The sequence below is a fragment of the Neobacillus sp. B24 genome (genome assembly GCF_055381825.1).
In genome coordinates this window covers 220,026-239,207 of the sequence record NZ_AP035777.1, presented here as the reverse complement: position 1 = coordinate 239,207, position 19,182 = coordinate 220,026, and the positions used below count along the sequence as shown (strand labels likewise).

Genomic DNA, 19,182 nt, shown 5'->3' with positions numbered 1-19,182 from the left:
GTGCCTGACACCATTAGATACCTTTACACTGTTTCAATGCTCAAAAACCACTGCCCGTACCAATCCCAACACACGATCCACGGCTCTTCAGATAACCCCGCCAGCCATTAGCGGCATTGGAGGATGAATAGTTCCGGGTTTTGCAGGAAGGTTTGGATTTCTTCCATGAAGGCCCCCGCAGGTGCTCCGTCGATGACGCGATGATCGAAGGTGATGGACATGCCCATTACTTCACCGATGATGATTTGGTCATCTTGGACGATTGGTTTCTTCTTAATACTATGAACACCCAGGATGGCTACCTCCGGGTAATTGATAATCGGAGTCGCGAACCATCCGCCTTTTCCGCCTGTACTTGAAACCGTAAAGGTACTTCCGGAAAGTTCGGAAGGCTTAAGCTTTCTTTCCCTCGCCCGGACGGAAAGATCTTGAATCTCCCCCGCAATCTCCAAAACAGTCTTCTTATCCGCATCTCTCACAACCGGAACAACCAGGCCATCATTCGTTGCTGTGGCCACACCGATATGGATTCCTTTCTTATAAACTATTTCCATCCGTTCATCATCCACTACAGCATTAAAGATCGGGTGTTTTTTAAGCGCAATTGCCGCTGCTTTGACAAAGAACGGAAGATAGGTCAGCTTAATGCCGTCCTTTTCAGCGTGGAGCTGAAGCTGACTCTTCAATTCCACCAGCTTGGTAACTACGACCTCGTCCATGGCACTGCAATGGATGGCGCTGGATGTTGACAGTTTCATATTTTGATAGATTTTTTTTCGCAGGCCGCGGATTGGCTCTCTTAGCTCCCCGGTCGAGGCTGTCGAGGCTGTCGAAGCTGCATTCAGTTCTTCTTCCTTCACTTGCGCCAGCCCAACTGAAACAACTGAAACAGAGTGAGCAGGATTAACAACCTTCGCCGGTGAAGCCTCAATCTTCTCAGGTGAAACCACCGCAACTGCGGCTGCAACCTCTCTTTCGGCCTGAACCTTAAAACTTCTGACATCCGCCTCCGTCACCTTTCCTCCTTTGCCGCTTGGGGTCACCTCGGTAATATCAATTCCCAGCTCTCTGGCCAATTTCCTTACTGAAGGAGCAGCAATCACCCGCTTCTTTGGTGATATCCCAACTGTGGCGTTAGCTCCCTCTCGTACAAAAGCCGCCGATTCTTTCAGCGCAGATTCCCCCTGCACAACCGCTTTACCCACCGAAGCAGCCACGCCCTGATCAACTGTAAATAGAATTTCCCCCACCTTCACAACGTCACCGACCTCAGCTCCAAACGACTGAACCGTACCGCTTACCGGAGACGAAATTTCTACAACCGCTTTATCCGTTTGAACCTCAACGATATTTTCATTTTCCTTCACATGGTCGCCGACACCCTTAAACCACGTTAAGATTTCCGCTTCATGCAAGCCCTCTCCGATATCGGGAAGGCGGAATTCATAAGCCATAACTCCGATGACACCTCTATTCGAAAAATAGTGTACAACACATGTCCGCGTTCACGGGCTAACAACTTCATCGGCCCAACAAAAAAGTTTAATGTTCCAATACCTCTCTAAGCCCCTGAACAATCCTGCCAGCATTCGGCAGCCAGTCATCCTCCAGCGAAGGCACGGGGTAAGGCGTATCAAAACTTGCAACCCTGATAATCGGTGCTGACATATGGAATAACGCCTTTTCATTGATTAAAGCGGAAATCTCCGCCCCGACTCCCCCAGTCTTGACCGCCTCATGGACAATCACCGCCCGGCCAGTTTTTTGCACAGACTCTATAATCGTTTCCTCATCCAACGGGGAAATTGTCCGCAAATCTATGACCTCAACCGTTACCTCCGAGGCGGTCTGCTCGAACTGTTCAACCACCCTGCTCACCAAATGCACTGCCGGCCCCCAGGTTATTACCGTGACATCTTCCCCTTGCTTCACCACATTGGCTTTTCCAATGTCAATCAGATAATCCTCCTCAGGCACCTCCTGCTTGAAGGCACGGTAAAGCTTCATCGGCTCAAGAAACAGCACCGGGTCATTGTCGCGAATGGATGCCGCCAACAGCCCCTTAGCATCATAAGGTGAGCTTGGCATGACGACCTTCATCCCCGGAGAATGCAAAAATAACGCTTCCAAACTATCAGAATGGAGTTCCGGTGTTTTAACACCCCCGCCATACGGAGCACGAACTACCATCGGCGCATTCAGCCTTCCGCCCGACCTAAAGCGAAGCCTTGCCGCCTGGGCCGCCATTTGATCCATCGCCTCATAAATAAATCCGAAGAATTGAATCTCCGCAACCGGCCGCAAGCCCCGCGCCGCCATGCCAACCGCTGCCCCGACAATCGCTGATTCGGCAATAGGTGTATCTACAACTCTATCTTCGCCAAATACTGCCTGCAGCCCATCAGTTGCCCGGAACACGCCGCCGTTTTTGCCGATGTCCTCACCCAAACAAATTACCTTAGAATCCCGTTCCATTTCTTTTTTTAAAGTAAAATTAATTGCCTCGATCAATGTCATCGCGCTCATTTCAACACCCCCACTACAGAAACTGCAGTCTGCTGCTGTTGTGTCAATTGTACGGTTTTACACTCATAAACCACATCAAACGCTTCTTCCACACTGCTTTTTGGTGTATTGGAAGCAAGCTCAAACGCTTCACTTACCTTACTCTCGGCAAGCTCAAATTCCTGACCGTCCAACTCTTCGTTCCAAATTCCCCTTTCAATCATAAAAAGCTTCATCCGCTTCAATGGATCCTTAGCAAGCCAAGTTTCCACATCGCCCTGATTGCGGTACTTCGTCGGGTCATCCGCGGTTGTATGCGGCCCCTGCCTGTATGTAACAGCCTCCACTACCACCGGATTGCCGCTCCGTGCCCGTTCGAGTGCCTGCTTCATCACCGTATAAACAGCAAGTACATCATTTCCGTCAACTTGAATCCCGGCCATCCCATAAGCCAGCGCCTTTTGCGCAATACTCTTGCTCGCCGTCTGCTTCGAACGCGGCACACTGATTGCCCACTGGTTATTCTGCACGAAAAACACCATCGGCAGCTTATACACTCCGGCAAAGTTTAACGCTTCATGAAAATCGCCTTCAGAAGTGCCGCCATCGCCAATATATGCGACACTCACACTGTTTTCCCCGTTGTATTTGCCAGCCCACGCCCCGCCGACACCATGCAGACACTGAGCAGCAATAATGATTTGCACCGGAAACACATTCGCTCCCTCGGCATCTGTTCCCTTAAGATGCCCCATCGTATAGAGGAAAAAGTTTTTTATCGGGAAGCCGTGAACAAAGCAGGCCGCCCCTTCACGATAACTCGGATAAATCCAGTCCTGCTTCTCCAGGGTGTATGCGCTCCCAACCTGGGCTGCCTCTTGGCCGCTTAGCGGAGCATAAGTACCGATTCTGCCTTGACGCTGCAGCTTTAACGCCCGCTGGTCAAACACCCGCGCCAGCACCATCCACTTATACATGCTGATTAAATCAGCATCACTAATGTTCGGCGCAGGCCCCACAAGTCTACCATCTTCATCCAACACTTGAATTCTCTCAATCTTCAATTCACTCGGCTCAATCCACATAGAACTCCCCCCATTTTTGAAAAATTAATCCCTTCATCATGGTGCATTGGAACTTCCTGACAGTCTGTCCATTCTTGCGACTAGCATATAATTTCCAACTAAACTCTGTCAACATAGTTATCGGAAAGTTCAGATTAATTTCCGATTTAACTCAAATACCCGCAATTTCTTTGTAATCAACAGAAGCATTTTGCTCAACTAAATGGCACGACACCTTGTGTCCTGGATTAACACCGACTAATTTTGGACTAACCATTTTGCATTGCTCAATGGCAACCGGACAGCGCGGATGGAATCTACAGCCTGAAGGTGGATTCGATGGGCTTGGCAGGTCACCTTGCAAAATGATTCTTTCCTTTACATGCTCGGGATCCGGAACAGGAACGCTGGACAATAAAGCTTTCGTGTATGGGTGAGCCGGGTTCTTATATAGCTCCTTTTTATCAGCAACCTCGACCACCTTTCCCAAGTACATTACTGCGACTCGGTCTGAAATGTGGCGGACAACACTTAAGTCATGCGAAATAAACAAATAGGTTAAATTGAACTCCTTTTGCAAATCCTGCATCAGATTTAATATTTGCGCCTGGATGGAAACATCAAGAGCAGAAACTGGTTCATCTGCTATAATTAATTTCGGCCGAAGGATCAGTGCTCTGGCAATACCAATCCGCTGGCGCTGGCCCCCGGAAAACTGATGCGGGTATCGGTCCAGCTGCTGCTTAGACAAACCGACCACTTCAATGATTTCTTCCACCATCTTATTTCGCTCTGCTGCTGTGCCTATTTTATGGACAATTAAAGGGGCAGTCAGGATTTGCCTAATCGTTTGCCTCGGATTTAGCGAAGCAAACGGGTCCTGGAACACAAATTGCATTTCCCGCCGCAGCTTTCGCAAATCCCGCTCCCGATATGTCATAATATCCTGCCCCTGAAATCGAATTTCTCCCTCTGTGGGCTCAATGAGCCGCAATATGCAGCGGCCGGTTGTGGATTTTCCGCAGCCTGACTCTCCGACAAGACTGACTGTTTCACCCTCGTAGATGGTTAAATCGACACCGTCTACAGCATGGATCAGCTTTGTTTTTCCGAAAAAGCCGGTTTTGACAGGAAATTGCTTTTTCAGATGTTTAATTTCTAACAAGGGCTTGTTCATGTGCTACCTCTTCCTCCTTCATCAGCCAGCAGCGGACATGGTGACTGTCTGAAACGGGGTGCAGTTCCGGCATTTTCTCCCTGCAAATATCCATGGCCTGGGAACATCTTGGGGCGAACCGGCAGCCCGCTGGCATTTCATGGAACATCGGTACATTCCCGGGAATGGCTTGCAGCCGTTCCTGATCATTTACGACATCAGGCATCGAATTTAACAGACCAATCGTATAGGGGTGTTTGGGCTCCCGAAACAAAGTGAGCACATCACTCTCCTCAATCACCTTGCCGGCATACATCACCACGACACGGTCACACATTTCTGCCACTACGCCGAGGTCGTGGGTAATCAATATAATCGAAGTGTCGTTTTCCTGTTTGACCTTCTTCATTAAATCCAAAATTTGCGCTTGGATGGTTACATCAAGCGCAGTGGTCGGCTCATCGGCAATGATTAGTTTTGGCTGGCATGCCAACGCTATCGCAATCATGACCCGCTGGCGCATCCCACCGGAAAGCTGATGAGGGTGAGAAGTAAAAATCTCTTCACCCCGAGGAATTCCTACCTCATGCAGGAGTTGAATGGCCCTACTCTTAGCCACCTGCTTCGAAAAACCTAGATGCTTCCGTAGCGGCTCACAAATTTGTTTCCCTACTGTATGCAGCGGATTTAGCGAGGTCATCGGTTCCTGAAAGATCATCGCCATTTTGTTGCCCCTAATGGTACGCATTTCCTTTTCAGTTAATTGCAATAGATTTCTGTCCTGAAATCGGATGTCACCAGCGATTTCAGCCTTCTTTCCCAAGAGCCGCATAATCGACATAGAGGTCACACTCTTGCCGCATCCCGATTCACCGACAATCCCAAGTGTTTCCCCGTTTGCCAATTGAAAATCAACACCATCTACCACTGTTACTGAACGGGCGTCTTGCTTAAATGTCGTTTTAAGATTTTTCACCTCCAATAATTTACTCATGTTTACCTCCTTCCCCTTTCTTGTAAACCGATCTCTGAAAAAACGATATTAGCGTGCTTTTTCCGCCATTTTATGATGGCATTGTTTACCTTCGGATGAACGCGGTTCGTTAAAAGTATTAGTGTGCATTGACGAACCGGGTCATGCCACATCGAGGTTCCGGTGAACCCTGTGTGCCCGAAGGCGGAATCGGAAACCAAATCCCCGCCTGAACAAGAATGAACCAATTGGTGGATTGTCCCGCCGCTTGCGGCTGCTTCCCAGCCCAAAGCCCTTCTTGGGGCGAGGGAGCCCGTCTGACATTTCATAGAAAACTCCCTTAACAATGGATCGTATTGTAAAAACTTTTATAAGAAATAGGCTATAAAATACCTAGATAGAGGGCTTTATAAGCAAAAAAATTGCCACCCCCTGAAATCTAAGGATAATTGAGGTTACCACACACCCAACAACCTAGATTAAGGAAGTGACAAGTTGTACCCTCAAATTATAACCTATTTATTAACTTTTATTAAGTACCAAGAACAAATAATTCGAACATTACTTACCCTTCTTATTGGGAAGGGGATGTTTGAAAAGCCTGAGGAAAAACCTGTAAATAAACCTTATCGTAAACTCCAGGTGGATGATCTTCCGATTATCGAAACCATTCAGAAACTTGATTACCGAAGCCTCCTAACCGAATACCTGGAGAAGAACGGTAAACAACTAAAACCTGTTCAAAGGCGTTCGAATACAAAGGCATGTGTGCCCAAGTCAATGAAATGTCCGCAGTGTGGTGCTCCAGCGGATTATCTTTATGCCAATAATGGAGGCAAAGGACAGTTTCAATGTAAGGTGTGTGCCTGTCTTTTCAATGATAAAAATCGCTATTCGAAGGAGGCTATTTTGAAGTGTCCTCATTGTTCTAGGACCCTTGAGAAAGACAAAGAGCGAAAAGACTTTGACGTGTACAAGTGTAAAAATAATGACTGTTCCTACTACCAGCAGAAACTGAATGGCATGTCTGCGAAAGAGAAGAAACAGTTTAAAAAGGATCCACAAGCCTTTAAATTAAGATATATCTTCCGGCAGTTCCACATTGATTTTCAGCCATTGTCAAAGGCTTCTCCTAAGAAACCAAAGGTTGACTTGGCCAGGCTTTATGTGTCGCCACATACATTGGGGCTTATTTTAACCTATCACGTTAACTATGGCCTTTCGGCCCGGAAGACAGCTGCACTCATGAAAGATATCCATGGTGTTTCTATATCGCATCAAAGCATTTTAAATTACGAGAACGCAGTTGCATTAATCCTTAAACCTTACGTAGACCACTATCCCTACGAGCTTTCTGATCAGTTCTGTGGGGACGAAACCTATATTAGGGTTCAAGGTCGTTGGCATTACTTGTTCTTCTTCTTTGATGCGGTAAAAAAGATCATTCTGTCTTATCCAGTGTCAGCAAATCGAGATACAGCGACAGCAATCCGTGCCATTGATGATGTCCTAATGAAATTTAAAGAGATTCCGGAAGATCTTACATTTGTGGTGGACGGCAATCCGATATATCTCTTAGCCCAACACTTTTACGCCCAGCATGATATTCACTTTGACATTACTCAGGTCATTGGGCTTACCAATGAAGATCCTGTATCAAAGGAGTATAGGCCTCTCAAACAAGTGATTGAAAGACTCAATCGCACATTTAAGGGCAATTATCGCTCAACACACGGGTTTGGGTCCGAACATGGGTCTGTTTCGTTTGTGACGCTTTTTGTGGCTTACTTTAACTTTTTACGGCCTCACTCAGCGTTAGAAGGTAATGTGCCAGTGGTTAATCCAGAGCTCTTACTGCGACCGAATATGCCTGCACGCTGGACTAAATTAATAGGTTTAGCTCAAGATTGGATCATTGAACAAACAGTCTAACTTTTTGTTTAGCAGAGCCCTTGAACCCACTAGCAACCGGCGAAGCGAACTCTTGACAAACCGAACTTGCCAATGGTTTAAAATGGAAATACCAAGGGCTATTTGGCATGCCTTCTTTTTGTCCCCGTCGCCCTTGATAAAGGAATCTCAAACCATTGGCGTGTTTGTCAAGAGCGGTTGCGGGGCCGACGCACCCAATATGTGGAAAGGAGCCTAACCCCTTAAGGAGTTTTCATAGAACTTTTGACACTACCCAATGGATCTATGAAACTACTATTTGGATTCGACCAAATTTGCATATAACGGTGAAGGTCCGAAATGGTAGAAAATAATCCCGCATGACCGCTGACGCCATTCAACCCATAATAGGCATTGCCGTCATGAACAGTTCCTTCGATCAATTCCTTCCGCCATGGCAATTCTTCCACTTGTTCCTTTGAAAAAACAAAAGCGCCCGGTAGATTTGTTTCCTCTAAATAGGCGAATGTCATGTTTTTCTCATGTTGATTTCCTAGTTCAGTCGGGGCAATTGGGCAATTTTTAAAAATTTCCTTAGCCCGGTAACCGGTGGATTTCATACCTAACGGCTCAAAGATTAATTGTTTCGTTAGCTCTTCTAGATTCAAATCCCAAATTCTCTCCAAAATAAAGCCTAACAGCATAAAGCCTAGGTCACTGTAAACAACCTGTCTGCCAGGATCACCTATCAACGGCTCTTTCGAAATACCCTCAATATAATCCCGAGGGCATTTACAAGTGACGAAGTAAGGGCGCCAGGCCGGCAGACCGGATGTATGGGTCAGCAAATGAAGGATAGTAATTTGTTTTTTTCGCAGCGAATCATTACCTTCAGCAAATTCCGGGATATATTCTTCAACAGGATCAGTCAGCAGTATTTTTCCACTTTGAACTGATAACAAGATTGCGGGCAGTGTTGCCGTTACCTTTGTCAGCGATGCGAGATCGTAAATCGTTTCGGGCGATACATCCGGCGCTGCACCATCATAGGTTAATTTCCCCTGAACGACCGTTTGTGGAGATTCCCCTTCTAGTGCCACACTGGAAATTCCTCCTGGGAAAAATCCACCCTCTATTCCGTTTCGTAAGCTTTCCGCCATTTTTTCCAGAAGTTGAGTCATAACTACTCCACCTTTTTTACTTATTTAATTGATGCGGGTCCAATAAATCGCGAAGGGCATCACCGAATAAATTAAAAGCAAGAATGGTGACGATCATCGCTAAACATGGCCATATCAGCAGCCCTGGGGCAAGTTCCATGTATTGTCTTGCTTCAGAAATCAAACCTCCCCATGATGGATCCGGCGGCTGAATGCCCAGCCCAAGAAAGCTCAACGCACTCTCGGTAAGGATTGCACCAGAGATGGCCAAAGTAGATTGCACCAACAATGGGGCATTCACGTTTGGGAAAATTTCAATAAATAGTATTCGCTTCGTGCTTGCGCCAATCGATTTGGCACTTTCCACATATTCCAGGTTTTTGATACTAAGCACCGCACCGCGGACGAGCCGGGTAAACACTGGGATATTCACAATACCGATAGCCAAAATTGTATTCAATGTCCCGGGCCCGAGCGCCGCAATAATTGCCAGCGCTAATAAAATTTCCGGAAAGGCAAATAAGATGTCCATCACTCTCATAATAGAAGCATCAATCCATCTGCCGTAATAGCCGGCAATTAGGCCGAACAAGGAACCAAAAAAGATACTAATACCAACAGACGAAAGTCCGACCAATAAGGAAACCCTGGCTCCATAGACAATTCTGCTAAATAAATCCCGGCCAAATTCATCGGTTCCTAAGATAAACTTGCCCGAACTCGCCTCAAGCCGATTCTCTTTAAACATTTGCGTCGGGCTGTTTGGTGAGATGACGGGAGCAAATACTGCCATCAAAATAATGACTAGAATGATAATCGAACAGACAAGGGCTGTTTTATTTTTCACTAAGCGCTGACCTAAAGAAGCATTCAAGACCTATACCCTCCTTAATATTTAATTCGCGGATCGACCCAAGTATAAATAAGATCGATGAAAAAATTGACGAGGACGAAAACAAGCGCAATAAACAATACCCCGCCCTGAACAACCGGATAATCGCGATGGTGAATGCCGTCGAGTACATATTGTCCCAATCCGGGAATCGAGAACAACTGCTCAACAATCACTGCTCCACCGAGCAAGTAGCCAATCTGCATTCCCGCCAGAGTTAGAACCGGTATCGCCGAATTCCGTAATGCATGGCCGAGTACTACCACTTTTTCGGTATTGCCCTTCGCCCTAGCCGTCCGGATAAAATCTTTATCGAGAGTTTCTAAAAATGCCGACCGCGTCATTCGCATGATACCCGCCGCAAGAACAATACCGAGCGTAATGGCCGGCAGAATTAACACTGAAAACGATTCAGCCGGGTTTTCCCAGACATTGACGAAATCAATCGGCGGGAACCAGCCAAAATATAGTGACAACACAAGGAGCAAGAGTGTTCCGATTGCAAAGTTTGGCACTGATATACCAATCATCGCCATCACTCGCCCTATAAGGTCGAAAAAAGAGTTTTGTTTTACAGCTGAGAAAATACCGATTGGAATTGCAATTCCCCAGCCGATAACAGCAGCAAACAATGTGAGCTGAAGAGTAACTAAGAAACGGCTTAAAATCTCCGGCAAAACGGCGGTACCTGTATTGACCGATTCACCAAAATCACCTGTTAAAACGCCGCTTATCCAGTTTATGTACTGAACAAAGAGAGAATCATCCAGGCCCATACTTTTTCTGAGTGCAGCTACAGCCTCAGGAGTGGCACTTGTCCCCAGCATGATCGATGCAGGATCTCCGGGAACGAAGTGAAGGATTAAAAAAACAAGTATGGAGATACCAAAAATGATCGGTATAAGTGTAAGCAAACGATTAAGGATATAACGCCCCACGTCTTATCCCTCCTTATTTTTCAAATGACAAACGGGCAGTGGTTCCAAACCCCCTACCCGCCTTCTTTCACTTATTTAATTGATGCATTTAATAGCGCAACCGATTCCCCGGCAACAGATGGAACAAAGTTTTCAACCCTGCTGCTCACTGCATAGAAATTCTTTGGTGAGGCAAGGAAAAGGTTAGGATTTTCCTCCACCAGCATCGTTTGTGCCTTGTCATAAATACTTTTACGCTCTTTTTCGTCTGTTGTCGCTAATGCTTGTTGAACGATACTATCGAATTCCGTATTAGAGTAATTCCAAACATTGGCTGAGCCAGTTGTCGAGAAGAAATATCTTGTGGAACGGTCCGGGTCAGTGCCGGAAGTATTACGTCCAACTAACAGGTCAGTGTCTTTCGATTTCCACATATCAATATAAGCGCCCCACTCCAGCTGCTTAATTTCTGCCTTAACGCCAATGGCCTTCAACTGTTCTTGGAGAACCTGAGCTGTATCAATCATATCCGGATAGGTCGAAGCGGTATAAATGGTTGTATCGAAGCCATCTGGGTACCCTGCTTCCGCCAATAACTCCTTCGCTTTCTTCGTATCCAGCTTATAGCTAGGAACTTTATTAAGGTCTAATGCCCATTGCTTCATGGCCGGTGAAATCGGACCGGTTAATTCGGCCTGTCCTTTCCAAACGGTATCGACTATATCCTGACGGTCGACGGCATAGCTGATTGCTTGCCTTACCTTTACATCATCGAACGGCTTTTTCGCGACATTGATGCCTAAATAGCTGTATTCCATAGATTGATAGCTTTTAACTTCCACGTTTTTCGTTTTTTCCAACAGTTTTGCGGTATCAGCGCTTACAACAGCAATGTCCACTTTTCCAGAACGAATGGCGGCTGTCCGCTGGGATTCATCCTTCATAATATTAAATTTGATAGAGTCTACCTTTACAGTATCCTTCTTATAATAGTCTGGATTTTTCTTTAGCAGAACGTATTGACCAGGTTCAAATTTTTCTAATGTGAACGGCCCTGTACCGACAGCCTCTGTTGTTAAATCTTTCACTTCTTTGGCAACAATCGCTGCAGAAGCTACAGTCGCATTTGTTAGGAATGCGGCATCAGGCTGGGACAAATGAAACACAACGGTGTATGGATCCGGCGTGTCGATTTTCTCAATACTGGCAAAATAGGATTTAACGGTTGAACCGGTGTCAGGATTCAAGATGCGCTCAAAGCTGTATTTAACATCTTCAGAGGTCATCTCACGGCCATTATGGAACTTAACCCCTTGGTTTAACGTAAACGTTAATGTTTTGGCATCATCACTAAACTTCCATTCCTTTGCTAGACCAGGGACAATTTTCATATCTTTATCCATATGTACCAGGCGGTCATAAATCAAAGAATAGACCCTTATACTGGATGCAGCTGGTGTCTTATGCGGATCAAACCCAACCGGGTCCTGATCGGCCGCGACAATAATTTGATTTTCTCCGCCGCCTTCATTTTTAGCGGTTGAAGCCGGTTCCTTTTTTGTGCCTGAGCATGCTGATAACAAGAGCAGCAAAGATAGCAGCAGGATAAACCCAATTTTTTTACTCATTCCTATTCCCCCTATTTTTTTAAAAGCTAAGATTTCCTAATAAAACCGGATGGCTCGCACCCGTTACGGATGGTAGATTGCTAGGTCGCCCCATCAAGGTTTCATGGCCTAAAATAGCAAAGGCCAATGCCTCTTTGGCATCATCCGGTACACCGAACTCTGCAGTTGTTTTTACGGACAGGGAAGCCGGAAGGTCCTGTTTGATCATGTCCATCAGGGTTTTATTGTGGGTCCCTCCCCCTGAAATAATCACTTCTGCAATATCTATTGTTGGAAAGATAAACTGTTGGTAGGATTGTGTGATACTTTTTGCAGTTAACGCTGTTGCTGTGGCAAGGATGTCTGGAATTGATAGATTTCTATTTTTTCCTTCCGAAAGAAATCGGTTAGCGAAAGCGAGCCCATAGACCTCGCGTCCGGTGCTTTTCGGTGGACTATTATGGTAATACTTATCCTGTAAAAATAAATTGAGAAGATCCTGGTTAATCTGGCCGGCAGCCGCGATTTTCCCTTCGCAATCGTATTTCTGGTTTCCATTTGATTGTAGATAGACGAGCGTATCCATAACCATATTTCCCGGTCCGGTATCATAGGCAAAGACTCCTTGGACTGCGTTTTTCGGCGGTAACACCGTTGCATTTCCTATCCCGCCAATATTTTGCAGGATTCGTCCTATTGTTTGTGATTGAAAAAGAGCTTTATCAACATATGGAACTAACGGGGCCCCCTCTCCCCCTGCCGCCATGTCACGCGAGCGAAAGTCGCTAATGACGGGAATGCCGGTAAGCTCGGCCAATACTGGACCAGAACCAATTTGCAAGGTGGATTTTACCTTTAACACCCCTTCCGGACCTGGAAAGGCTGCCGGCATTGGCGCATGCCATACTGTTTGACCATGACAGCATATGGCATCGATATCACCCGGTACAATCCCGCTTGTGGCCAGCAATTTGTTGACTCCATAGGCATACCATTCAGCCAAACCGAAATTCGCGATAACGAGATCGTCGAGCTTAGCACTTTCGACAGAACAAAGGTTAAGTAAACGCTTTCTAATTTCATCAGAATAAGGTGTGTACTCAAATGCTTTTAGAGTTACTTTGGAGATTTCCCCTTTGTCATCCGTCACGATCTGTACAAGTGCCGTATCAATTCCGTCCAGTGAAGTCCCTGACATAACGCCAACCAAAAGGTGCTCTTGTTTATCTTGATAGGCATGTAATCGATGGGTCTTATACAAGCATATTCCTCCTTCCTTTTACACGAATTTTTATTTCACTATGATTACAATAGTTTGAAATTTTATTACACACTATGCTTTAAATTTATCCAAAATTTTTAATATTGTCAATATTACTTTGGTCTGATTGACAAGAAAAAGGAACTAGAGCATCCACTCTAATTCCTGGTCCTTTTATGTTATTCCACGCCATTAACGACTTTTATATATTCCTCATACCACTTTTTCCATTCGTCTTGCCGTGGTCCAAAATCCCTGCCGTCCGCCAACGCCAGAATCACATCGAGACAAACATGCCAGCCCGCGAGGTCCTTTGGGGTATGGTCCGTAATAGTATGTATTGTTTCAATTAACACCAACTTGCACCCATCATCTTCGGGACTTATTTCAAAACGAACACTGTCCAGCCACCAGGAGAATTCCAATAATGAACCCTCTTTGTAATCGGTTATTGCCAGACGTTCAATAATGTCGTCTCCCATATCAAATGTCATGTACCCGCCATTACGGAGTTCGCCGGCCCGAAGCTCATCAAACCATTGTCCCAGTTTATCGTTGTCTGTCAACCATGACCATACTTCTTCCACTGAATGTTGCAAATGCCGTTCGAATCTGGCTGTATATCCGCTTGTCGCTTTTTCAATAGCAGCTAACATTGCCATGAACATCCCTCCAATATCTTTATATCCCCACACTATCATATCCAAACTATTTTTTAAAAATAAAAAACAGGAGCTGAAGTGCCCCTGCCTTGGCTATTAAGATAATTGTTTAATAAACTCTTTCATAAAGCCCGGAAGATCAGGCCAGGCGTGACCAGATACGAGATTCCCTTCCACGTGGAGATGGTCCTCGATATAGGTTGCACCTGCTGCTTCCACATCCGGTTTGCAGGCAATATAGGCCGTCAGTTCGCGGCCTTCCATGTACTGTCGGACCGTGGTCAGAACCAAGCTCGCATGACAAATAGCACCTACTGGTTTGTTGGCTTCAAAGAAGTGAGCCACAATTCTTGGGACATTTTCGTTGAGACGGATATATTCCGGGGCTCTTCCACCCGGAATGATCAAGCCGTCATAATCCTCAGGGTTCACATCCTCAAAGGCTGTCTGGGCTTCAATTAAGTATCCTTTGCTTTCCGTGTAAGTATCCCAGCCGATGAAATCATGCACGACCGTTTGCAGCTTCTTTTTTGAAGGTGCGGCAATTTGAACATCAAATCCTTCTTCGAGGCAGCGGAAATATGGGTAATAAATCTCCAAAGCCTCAACCGCATCGCCTGCCAAAATCAGAACCTTTTTTGCCATTTCTTAAAACTCCCCTCTTTTGAAAAATAGGGCGCTTGCCCTTTATTTATATATTCATTATTTGGTTTAAATTTCCTTTTTGATTGTCGACAAAATTAACAAAATGTTCAGGAATCGGCACGTTTTTGAATGGTATGATTTAATTGGACTTTGAAAAAGGAAGGATGTGCTCCATGGCTTATAAGCCCCGATTGGAACCAGAAATAATAAAGATTTTGAGCTTGTTGAATGTACGCGGGAATTTGACACAACACGAAAGAAAGTATTTAGAAAACAAGAAGAAAGGATATGAGGGGGAGGTGTTTTTTGACAAGGTGGTGACTGATCCGCTTCATGGTAAAGGGCTTGTTTTAAATGATTTGTTGTTTAAATTTAATAACACCTTTTTTCAGATTGATACAACGATTATTTTTAGGGATATCATTAATCTTTATGATATTAAAAACTTTCAAGGCGACTATTATTACGAAGAAGGGCGCTTCTTTTCAATAAACGGAAGTGAACGAGATGATCCGCTAGTTCAGTTGGAGCGTTGTCTATCCCATTTCCGTCAGCAACTGTATACCCTCGGATACAAGGGGGATGTTGAGGCATACGTTGTCCACGTTAACCCCGAATTTACCTTATACCAAGTACCTCGATCTTACCCAATTATATTTCTATCACAATTAAACAGCTTACATAAAAAACTAAACAATAACCACGCCAAATTAACCGACTGGCACCGGAGACTGGCTGATAAGTTAATTTCTCTGCATATCGTAGAATCACCATATGATCTGGCACCGGCGTATGATTTTGATTCTCTGAGAAAGGGTAACAATTGCCGGAAGTGTCAATCGTTTTCGGTTACAGTTGGGGACAGGATTTTAGTGTGTTGTGATTGCGGGCATGAAGAGACAGTAGAATCGGCTATTTTGCGGAGTGTGGGGGAAATTAAGTTACTTTTTCCGGATATGAAAATTACAGTGAATGTGGTTTATGAGTGGTGCGGTGGTCAATTGTCCAAAAAGAGAATTAACAGGTGTTTAAGGCGACATTTTACGATAAGCGGGTTTGGTCAATGGTCTTATTATGAGTAATTTATGTTGTCGGTATAGTAATTTATAGTTATCGCCTTTATTGAGGACATTTCCGCTCTTTTGTTCGGCGGTTCTGTCCTCTAAAGGCATTATTGAAGACACTTCTGCATTCTTTCCAAGCTGCTCTGTCCTCTATCGACCTCATTGAGGACACTTCCTCGCTCATTCCAAGCTGTTCTGTCCTCTATCGACCTCATTGAGGACACTTCCTCGCTCATTCCAAGCTGTTCTGTCCTCTATCAACCTTATTGAGGACACTTTAGCTCTCTTTCAAGCCAGATCTGTCCTCTATCGACCTTATTGAGGACACTTCCTCACTCATTCCAAGCTGTTCTGTCCTCTATCAGCCTCATTGAGGACACTTTAGCTCTCTTTCAAGCCAGATCTGTCCTCTATCCACCTTATTGAGGACACTTCCTCACTCATTCCAAGCAGTTCTGTCCTCTGTCAGCCTCATTGAGGACACTTTAGCTCTCTTTCAAGCCTGTTCTGTCCTCAATAACTCGTTGCTTCACCTCAAATGCTCCTGCTTATTAAGAAACCGCACAATTCTTAAATCGTTCTTGAGTTCCAACAGATGAATCCCTGTATCGCCAGTCGCAAATACGACTCCACTGCTGACCGGCTGCCTTAGAAAGGCATTTATAAAATGGGAAATCAGCCCTCCATGAGATACAACGGCGACCCGGCCAACCTTCCCAAACTCAGCAATAATCTCGCTTAATACTTTCTCGGCGCGACAGCGGAATTCAAGTTCAGACTCACCACCCTGAATTGGAACGTGTACAGGACGGCCGGCGGGCGGCAATGGATATTTTACCAATGCCTCCGCACGGGACATTCCAGCTAGGACCCCGTTATTAAACTCCATTAAATCGGGAGACTCAACCAATTTACAGTCCACGGCCTCCTGTAGAATTAAGGCTGTCTGTAACGCTCTTTTTAAAGGGCTAGACAAAAGAATATCAGGAGGACAGTGGGCAGTGACAAACTCTGCCATCCTCCGTGCCTGCTGCTCGCCCAATTCTGTTAACGGAAAATCAGCTCTGCCTTCATGCACCCCTAATAAATCAGCTTCCGATTGTCCATGACGTATCACCAGCAACTCCAATTTGACCCCTCCAGAGATGTTCAAATACCTATTTTTATATTTAAAATCACACGCCCCTAAACCTTATTAGCCTGCTTGCTCATTATATCCCACATAAGTTAAGAGTACTTCATCTGGTAATGGCAGCCCGACAATGCCGCCGGCCAATACTATGATGATACCAAAATAGCCAAAATGTCCTATAAGAAAATCTATATGCTGCTCCATATATTCCCTCACTCATTTTTTGAAAAATACCCATTTGATTACACACGTGTCATTGAAAGTATAGCCGAATGGATTAGTTAGATTCAATTGCAATTGCTCCTTTTAACCTAATAACCATGTACAAAAAATGAAACTTTCTTAATATATAATAACTGCTTCCAATATGCTAATTTAATAAATAATACCGGAATAACTTACCATTTTATGAAAAGGTATTTCGGTTGACTATATTATTAAATCTATATATTATTAATTCGAGATATTCACCATATGAATTTACTTCAAAGGAGAGGTTATATACATGAACGTATTAGTAGTTAAAGCAAACAATCGTCCTGCTACTGAAGCAGTTTCTAGTAAAATGTATGAAACATTTATGGAAAATTTAAGAGGTGTAAATGTAACAACCTTTGACGTTTTTGCTGAAGATATGCCTTATTTTGGCCAAGATTTGTTTAATGCCTTTGCGAAAACACAATCTGGCGAGGAAATGACTGACATTGAAAAACGCATCCTCGCTGCAAAACAAAAGGCTATGGATGCCTTCAAGGCAGCGGATGTTGTTGTTTTTGCCTTCCCGCTATGGAACTTAACGATTCCCGCACCATTACAAACATTTATCGATTATGTGTACCAAGCTGGGTTCACTTTTAAATATGATGAAAACGGCAATTTAGTCAGCCTGATGACGGATAAAAAAGTAATTATTCTAAGCGCGCGCGGCGGAATTTACTCAACGCCGGAAGCAGCTCCGATGGAAATGGCCGCAACTTATATTAAAAATGTTGTTGCCGGTATTTTCGGTATGGAAATTATCGACGAAGTGATTATCGAAGGCCATAATGCTGCACCGGACAAAGCAGATGAAATCATTGAGCAAGGTTTAACAAAGGTTGCAGAAGCAGCACAAAAGCTTTCATTAGTAACAGTATAATAAAAAGGCCAAGAGTCAAACTCTTGGCCTTTTTATGTATTTATCATATTCCCGTGACAGCACCAACCACTAATGCTATGACAATGACCAATGCCGGATGCCATTTCAATTTTTCCAGCATTAAGTAGCTTCCAACGATTAAGACGATCGTATAGATAACTCCCAGGCCAATGATAGAGTCTTTGGCAAATTGGTAGGTCATGACGCCAAGCAAAACTGCGATAATCGGACGCACAATGCTGGAGATATTTTTAACTTGCGGATTGTCTTTATATTTCAATAATACCGTCATTAATATCAGCATCAGGATGATTGATGGGGCAACAGATGCAAAAAGCGCCACCAAACTTCCGATTACGCCGCCCTCTGTATATCCAATATAAGCGGCCAGTTTCGTTGCGATAGGACCAGGTAATGAATTACCTACTGCCAGCACTTCACTGAATTCCTGCCTTGTCATCCAGCCATAGTTTCCGACTACTTCATTTTCTACCAATGGAATCGAGGCCGGCCCGCCGCCATACCCCAATATCCCCGGAATAAAGAAGGCCATGAAAAGCTCCCAATAAATCAAGGTTTGGACCCCCTTTTTCCAAATGGTAAAAATACATAAATAATTAAGACTAGAATCAGGATGGCCGGATGCACCTGGAAGCCTTCTGTTAAAATGAGCGAGCCGATAATGATGGCTGCCCCTTTAATCCAGCCAAGGGTTTGCCCCGACTTCTTGACAAAATCCCAGGTCATTGTCGCCAGCATAACCGCGACAACCGGCACTACTGACATCGACATATGCTGAACCCAAGGGATATCCTTAAATTTTTGTAATAATTGCAGTAAAAAAATCATCATCAATGCCGTTGGTGCTACTGTAGCAAGCAATGCGCCAATACAGCCGGCTACGCCGCAAACCCGATATCCAATATAGCCTCCCATTTTGGTCGCAATGGGACCAGGCATCGTATTGGCAATCGCCAGCGTATCAGCAAATTCCTCCTCTGTCATCCACTTATATCTCTTAACTGCTTCTTGATGAACAAGCGGAATAGACGAGGGGCCCCCTCCAAAACCTAACATGCCAACGCGAAAAAACGCTGCAATGATATCCCAATTTCT

At 44.8% G+C, this 19,182-nt stretch carries 20 protein-coding genes; 3 read left to right on the top strand and 17 right to left on the bottom strand.

The genetic code is table 11. The features are described 5' to 3' along the window. Positions 1 to 107: 107 nt before the first annotated feature. The 6 genes from ACZ43M_RS01275 to ACZ43M_RS01250 all read right to left on the bottom strand — a co-directional run bounded on the left by ACZ43M_RS01275 (position 108) and on the right by ACZ43M_RS01250 (position 6,027). Entirely contained in the window at positions 108 to 1,454 is a 1,347-nt protein-coding gene (locus ACZ43M_RS01275; RefSeq protein WP_464505701.1) for a dihydrolipoamide acetyltransferase family protein, read from the bottom strand. Between the two features lie 88 nt (positions 1,455 to 1,542). After that, a complete protein-coding gene (locus ACZ43M_RS01270; RefSeq protein ID WP_464505700.1) occupies positions 1,543 to 2,526 on the bottom strand; it encodes an alpha-ketoacid dehydrogenase subunit beta in 984 nt (327 codons plus the stop codon). Then, a complete protein-coding gene (gene pdhA, locus ACZ43M_RS01265) occupies positions 2,523 to 3,590 on the bottom strand; it encodes a pyruvate dehydrogenase (acetyl-transferring) E1 component subunit alpha (protein ID WP_464505699.1) in 1,068 nt (355 codons plus the stop codon). Before pdhA ends, ACZ43M_RS01270 begins: the two co-directional genes overlap by 4 nt. A gap of 151 nt (positions 3,591 to 3,741) precedes the next feature. Next, positions 3,742 to 4,746: an ABC transporter ATP-binding protein gene (locus ACZ43M_RS01260; protein WP_464505698.1), complete on the bottom strand. Its 1,005-nt coding sequence runs from the start codon at positions 4,744 to 4,746 to the stop codon at positions 3,742 to 3,744. Next, positions 4,721 to 5,719 (bottom strand): ABC transporter ATP-binding protein, encoded by a 999-nt coding sequence (locus tag ACZ43M_RS01255; protein ID WP_464505697.1) that lies wholly within the window; start codon positions 5,717 to 5,719, stop codon positions 4,721 to 4,723. Before ACZ43M_RS01255 ends, ACZ43M_RS01260 begins: the two co-directional genes overlap by 26 nt. Before the next feature lie 2 nt (positions 5,720 to 5,721). Then, positions 5,722 to 6,027, bottom strand: a complete 306-nt coding sequence (locus tag ACZ43M_RS01250) for a serine hydrolase (RefSeq protein ID WP_464505696.1) — start codon at positions 6,025 to 6,027, stop codon at positions 5,722 to 5,724. A gap of 166 nt (positions 6,028 to 6,193) precedes the next feature. Between ACZ43M_RS01250 and ACZ43M_RS01245 the strand changes: the two genes are divergently transcribed. Beyond that, positions 6,194 to 7,630 carry an IS6 family transposase gene (locus ACZ43M_RS01245; RefSeq protein ID WP_464505695.1) on the top strand — a complete coding sequence of 479 codons (1,437 nt, stop codon included), beginning with the start codon at positions 6,194 to 6,196 and terminating at the stop codon, positions 7,628 to 7,630. 221 nt (positions 7,631 to 7,851) lie between these two features. Here the strand turns inward: ACZ43M_RS01245 and ACZ43M_RS01240 are convergent, their stop codons facing one another. The 7 genes from ACZ43M_RS01240 to ACZ43M_RS01210 all read right to left on the bottom strand — a co-directional run bounded on the left by ACZ43M_RS01240 (position 7,852) and on the right by ACZ43M_RS01210 (position 14,732). Next, entirely contained in the window at positions 7,852 to 8,769 is a 918-nt protein-coding gene (locus ACZ43M_RS01240; protein WP_464505694.1) for a serine hydrolase domain-containing protein, read from the bottom strand. A 16-nt stretch (positions 8,770 to 8,785) separates the two neighbouring features. Continuing rightward, positions 8,786 to 9,622 carry an ABC transporter permease gene (locus ACZ43M_RS01235; protein ID WP_464505693.1) on the bottom strand — a complete coding sequence of 279 codons (837 nt, stop codon included), beginning with the start codon at positions 9,620 to 9,622 and terminating at the stop codon, positions 8,786 to 8,788. 14 nt (positions 9,623 to 9,636) lie between these two features. After that, positions 9,637 to 10,578: an ABC transporter permease gene (locus ACZ43M_RS01230; protein WP_464505692.1), complete on the bottom strand. Its 942-nt coding sequence runs from the start codon at positions 10,576 to 10,578 to the stop codon at positions 9,637 to 9,639. Positions 10,579 to 10,649: 71 nt separating this feature from the next. Continuing rightward, the gene (locus tag ACZ43M_RS01225; protein WP_464505691.1) at positions 10,650 to 12,185 is read right to left on the bottom strand and encodes an ABC transporter substrate-binding protein; all 1,536 of its coding nucleotides are present in this window, start codon (positions 12,183 to 12,185) and stop codon (positions 10,650 to 10,652) included. A 19-nt stretch (positions 12,186 to 12,204) separates the two neighbouring features. Next, the gene (locus ACZ43M_RS01220; protein ID WP_464505690.1) at positions 12,205 to 13,425 is read right to left on the bottom strand and encodes an anhydro-N-acetylmuramic acid kinase; all 1,221 of its coding nucleotides are present in this window, start codon (positions 13,423 to 13,425) and stop codon (positions 12,205 to 12,207) included. Positions 13,426 to 13,604: 179 nt separating this feature from the next. Continuing rightward, on the bottom strand, positions 13,605 to 14,087 hold the full coding sequence (locus tag ACZ43M_RS01215; protein ID WP_464505689.1) for an SRPBCC family protein: 483 nt from the start codon (positions 14,085 to 14,087) through the stop codon (positions 13,605 to 13,607). Between the two features lie 96 nt (positions 14,088 to 14,183). Further along, positions 14,184 to 14,732 (bottom strand): DJ-1/PfpI family protein, encoded by a 549-nt coding sequence (locus tag ACZ43M_RS01210; protein WP_464505688.1) that lies wholly within the window; start codon positions 14,730 to 14,732, stop codon positions 14,184 to 14,186. 173 nt (positions 14,733 to 14,905) lie between these two features. Here ACZ43M_RS01210 and ACZ43M_RS01205 point away from each other — a divergent pair, with 173 nt between their 5' ends. Continuing rightward, positions 14,906 to 15,814 (top strand): nuclease-related domain-containing protein, encoded by a 909-nt coding sequence (locus ACZ43M_RS01205; RefSeq protein ID WP_464505687.1) that lies wholly within the window; start codon positions 14,906 to 14,908, stop codon positions 15,812 to 15,814. Between the two features lie 511 nt (positions 15,815 to 16,325). Here the strand turns inward: ACZ43M_RS01205 and ACZ43M_RS01200 are convergent. Together ACZ43M_RS01200 and ACZ43M_RS01195 are read right to left on the bottom strand one after the other, a co-directional pair. Continuing rightward, positions 16,326 to 16,925, bottom strand: a complete 600-nt coding sequence (locus ACZ43M_RS01200; protein ID WP_464505686.1) for a histidine phosphatase family protein — start codon at positions 16,923 to 16,925, stop codon at positions 16,326 to 16,328. 66 nt (positions 16,926 to 16,991) lie between these two features. Beyond that, positions 16,992 to 17,132, bottom strand: a complete 141-nt coding sequence (locus ACZ43M_RS01195; protein ID WP_464508129.1) for a hypothetical protein — start codon at positions 17,130 to 17,132, stop codon at positions 16,992 to 16,994. Positions 17,133 to 17,433: 301 nt separating this feature from the next. On the opposite strand from ACZ43M_RS01195, the gene ACZ43M_RS01190 reads away from it, so the two are divergent. Further along, entirely contained in the window at positions 17,434 to 18,066 is a 633-nt protein-coding gene (locus ACZ43M_RS01190; protein WP_464505685.1) for an FMN-dependent NADH-azoreductase, read from the top strand. A 43-nt stretch (positions 18,067 to 18,109) separates the two neighbouring features. Here the strand turns inward: ACZ43M_RS01190 and ACZ43M_RS01185 are convergent, their stop codons facing one another. Beyond that, a complete protein-coding gene (locus ACZ43M_RS01185) occupies positions 18,110 to 18,640 on the bottom strand; it encodes a chromate transporter (RefSeq protein WP_464505684.1) in 531 nt (176 codons plus the stop codon). Beyond that, positions 18,637 to 19,170 (bottom strand): chromate transporter, encoded by a 534-nt coding sequence (locus ACZ43M_RS01180; protein ID WP_464507914.1) that lies wholly within the window; start codon positions 19,168 to 19,170, stop codon positions 18,637 to 18,639. The genes ACZ43M_RS01185 and ACZ43M_RS01180 overlap by 4 nt, the downstream gene beginning before the upstream one ends. Positions 19,171 to 19,182 lie beyond the last annotated feature (12 nt).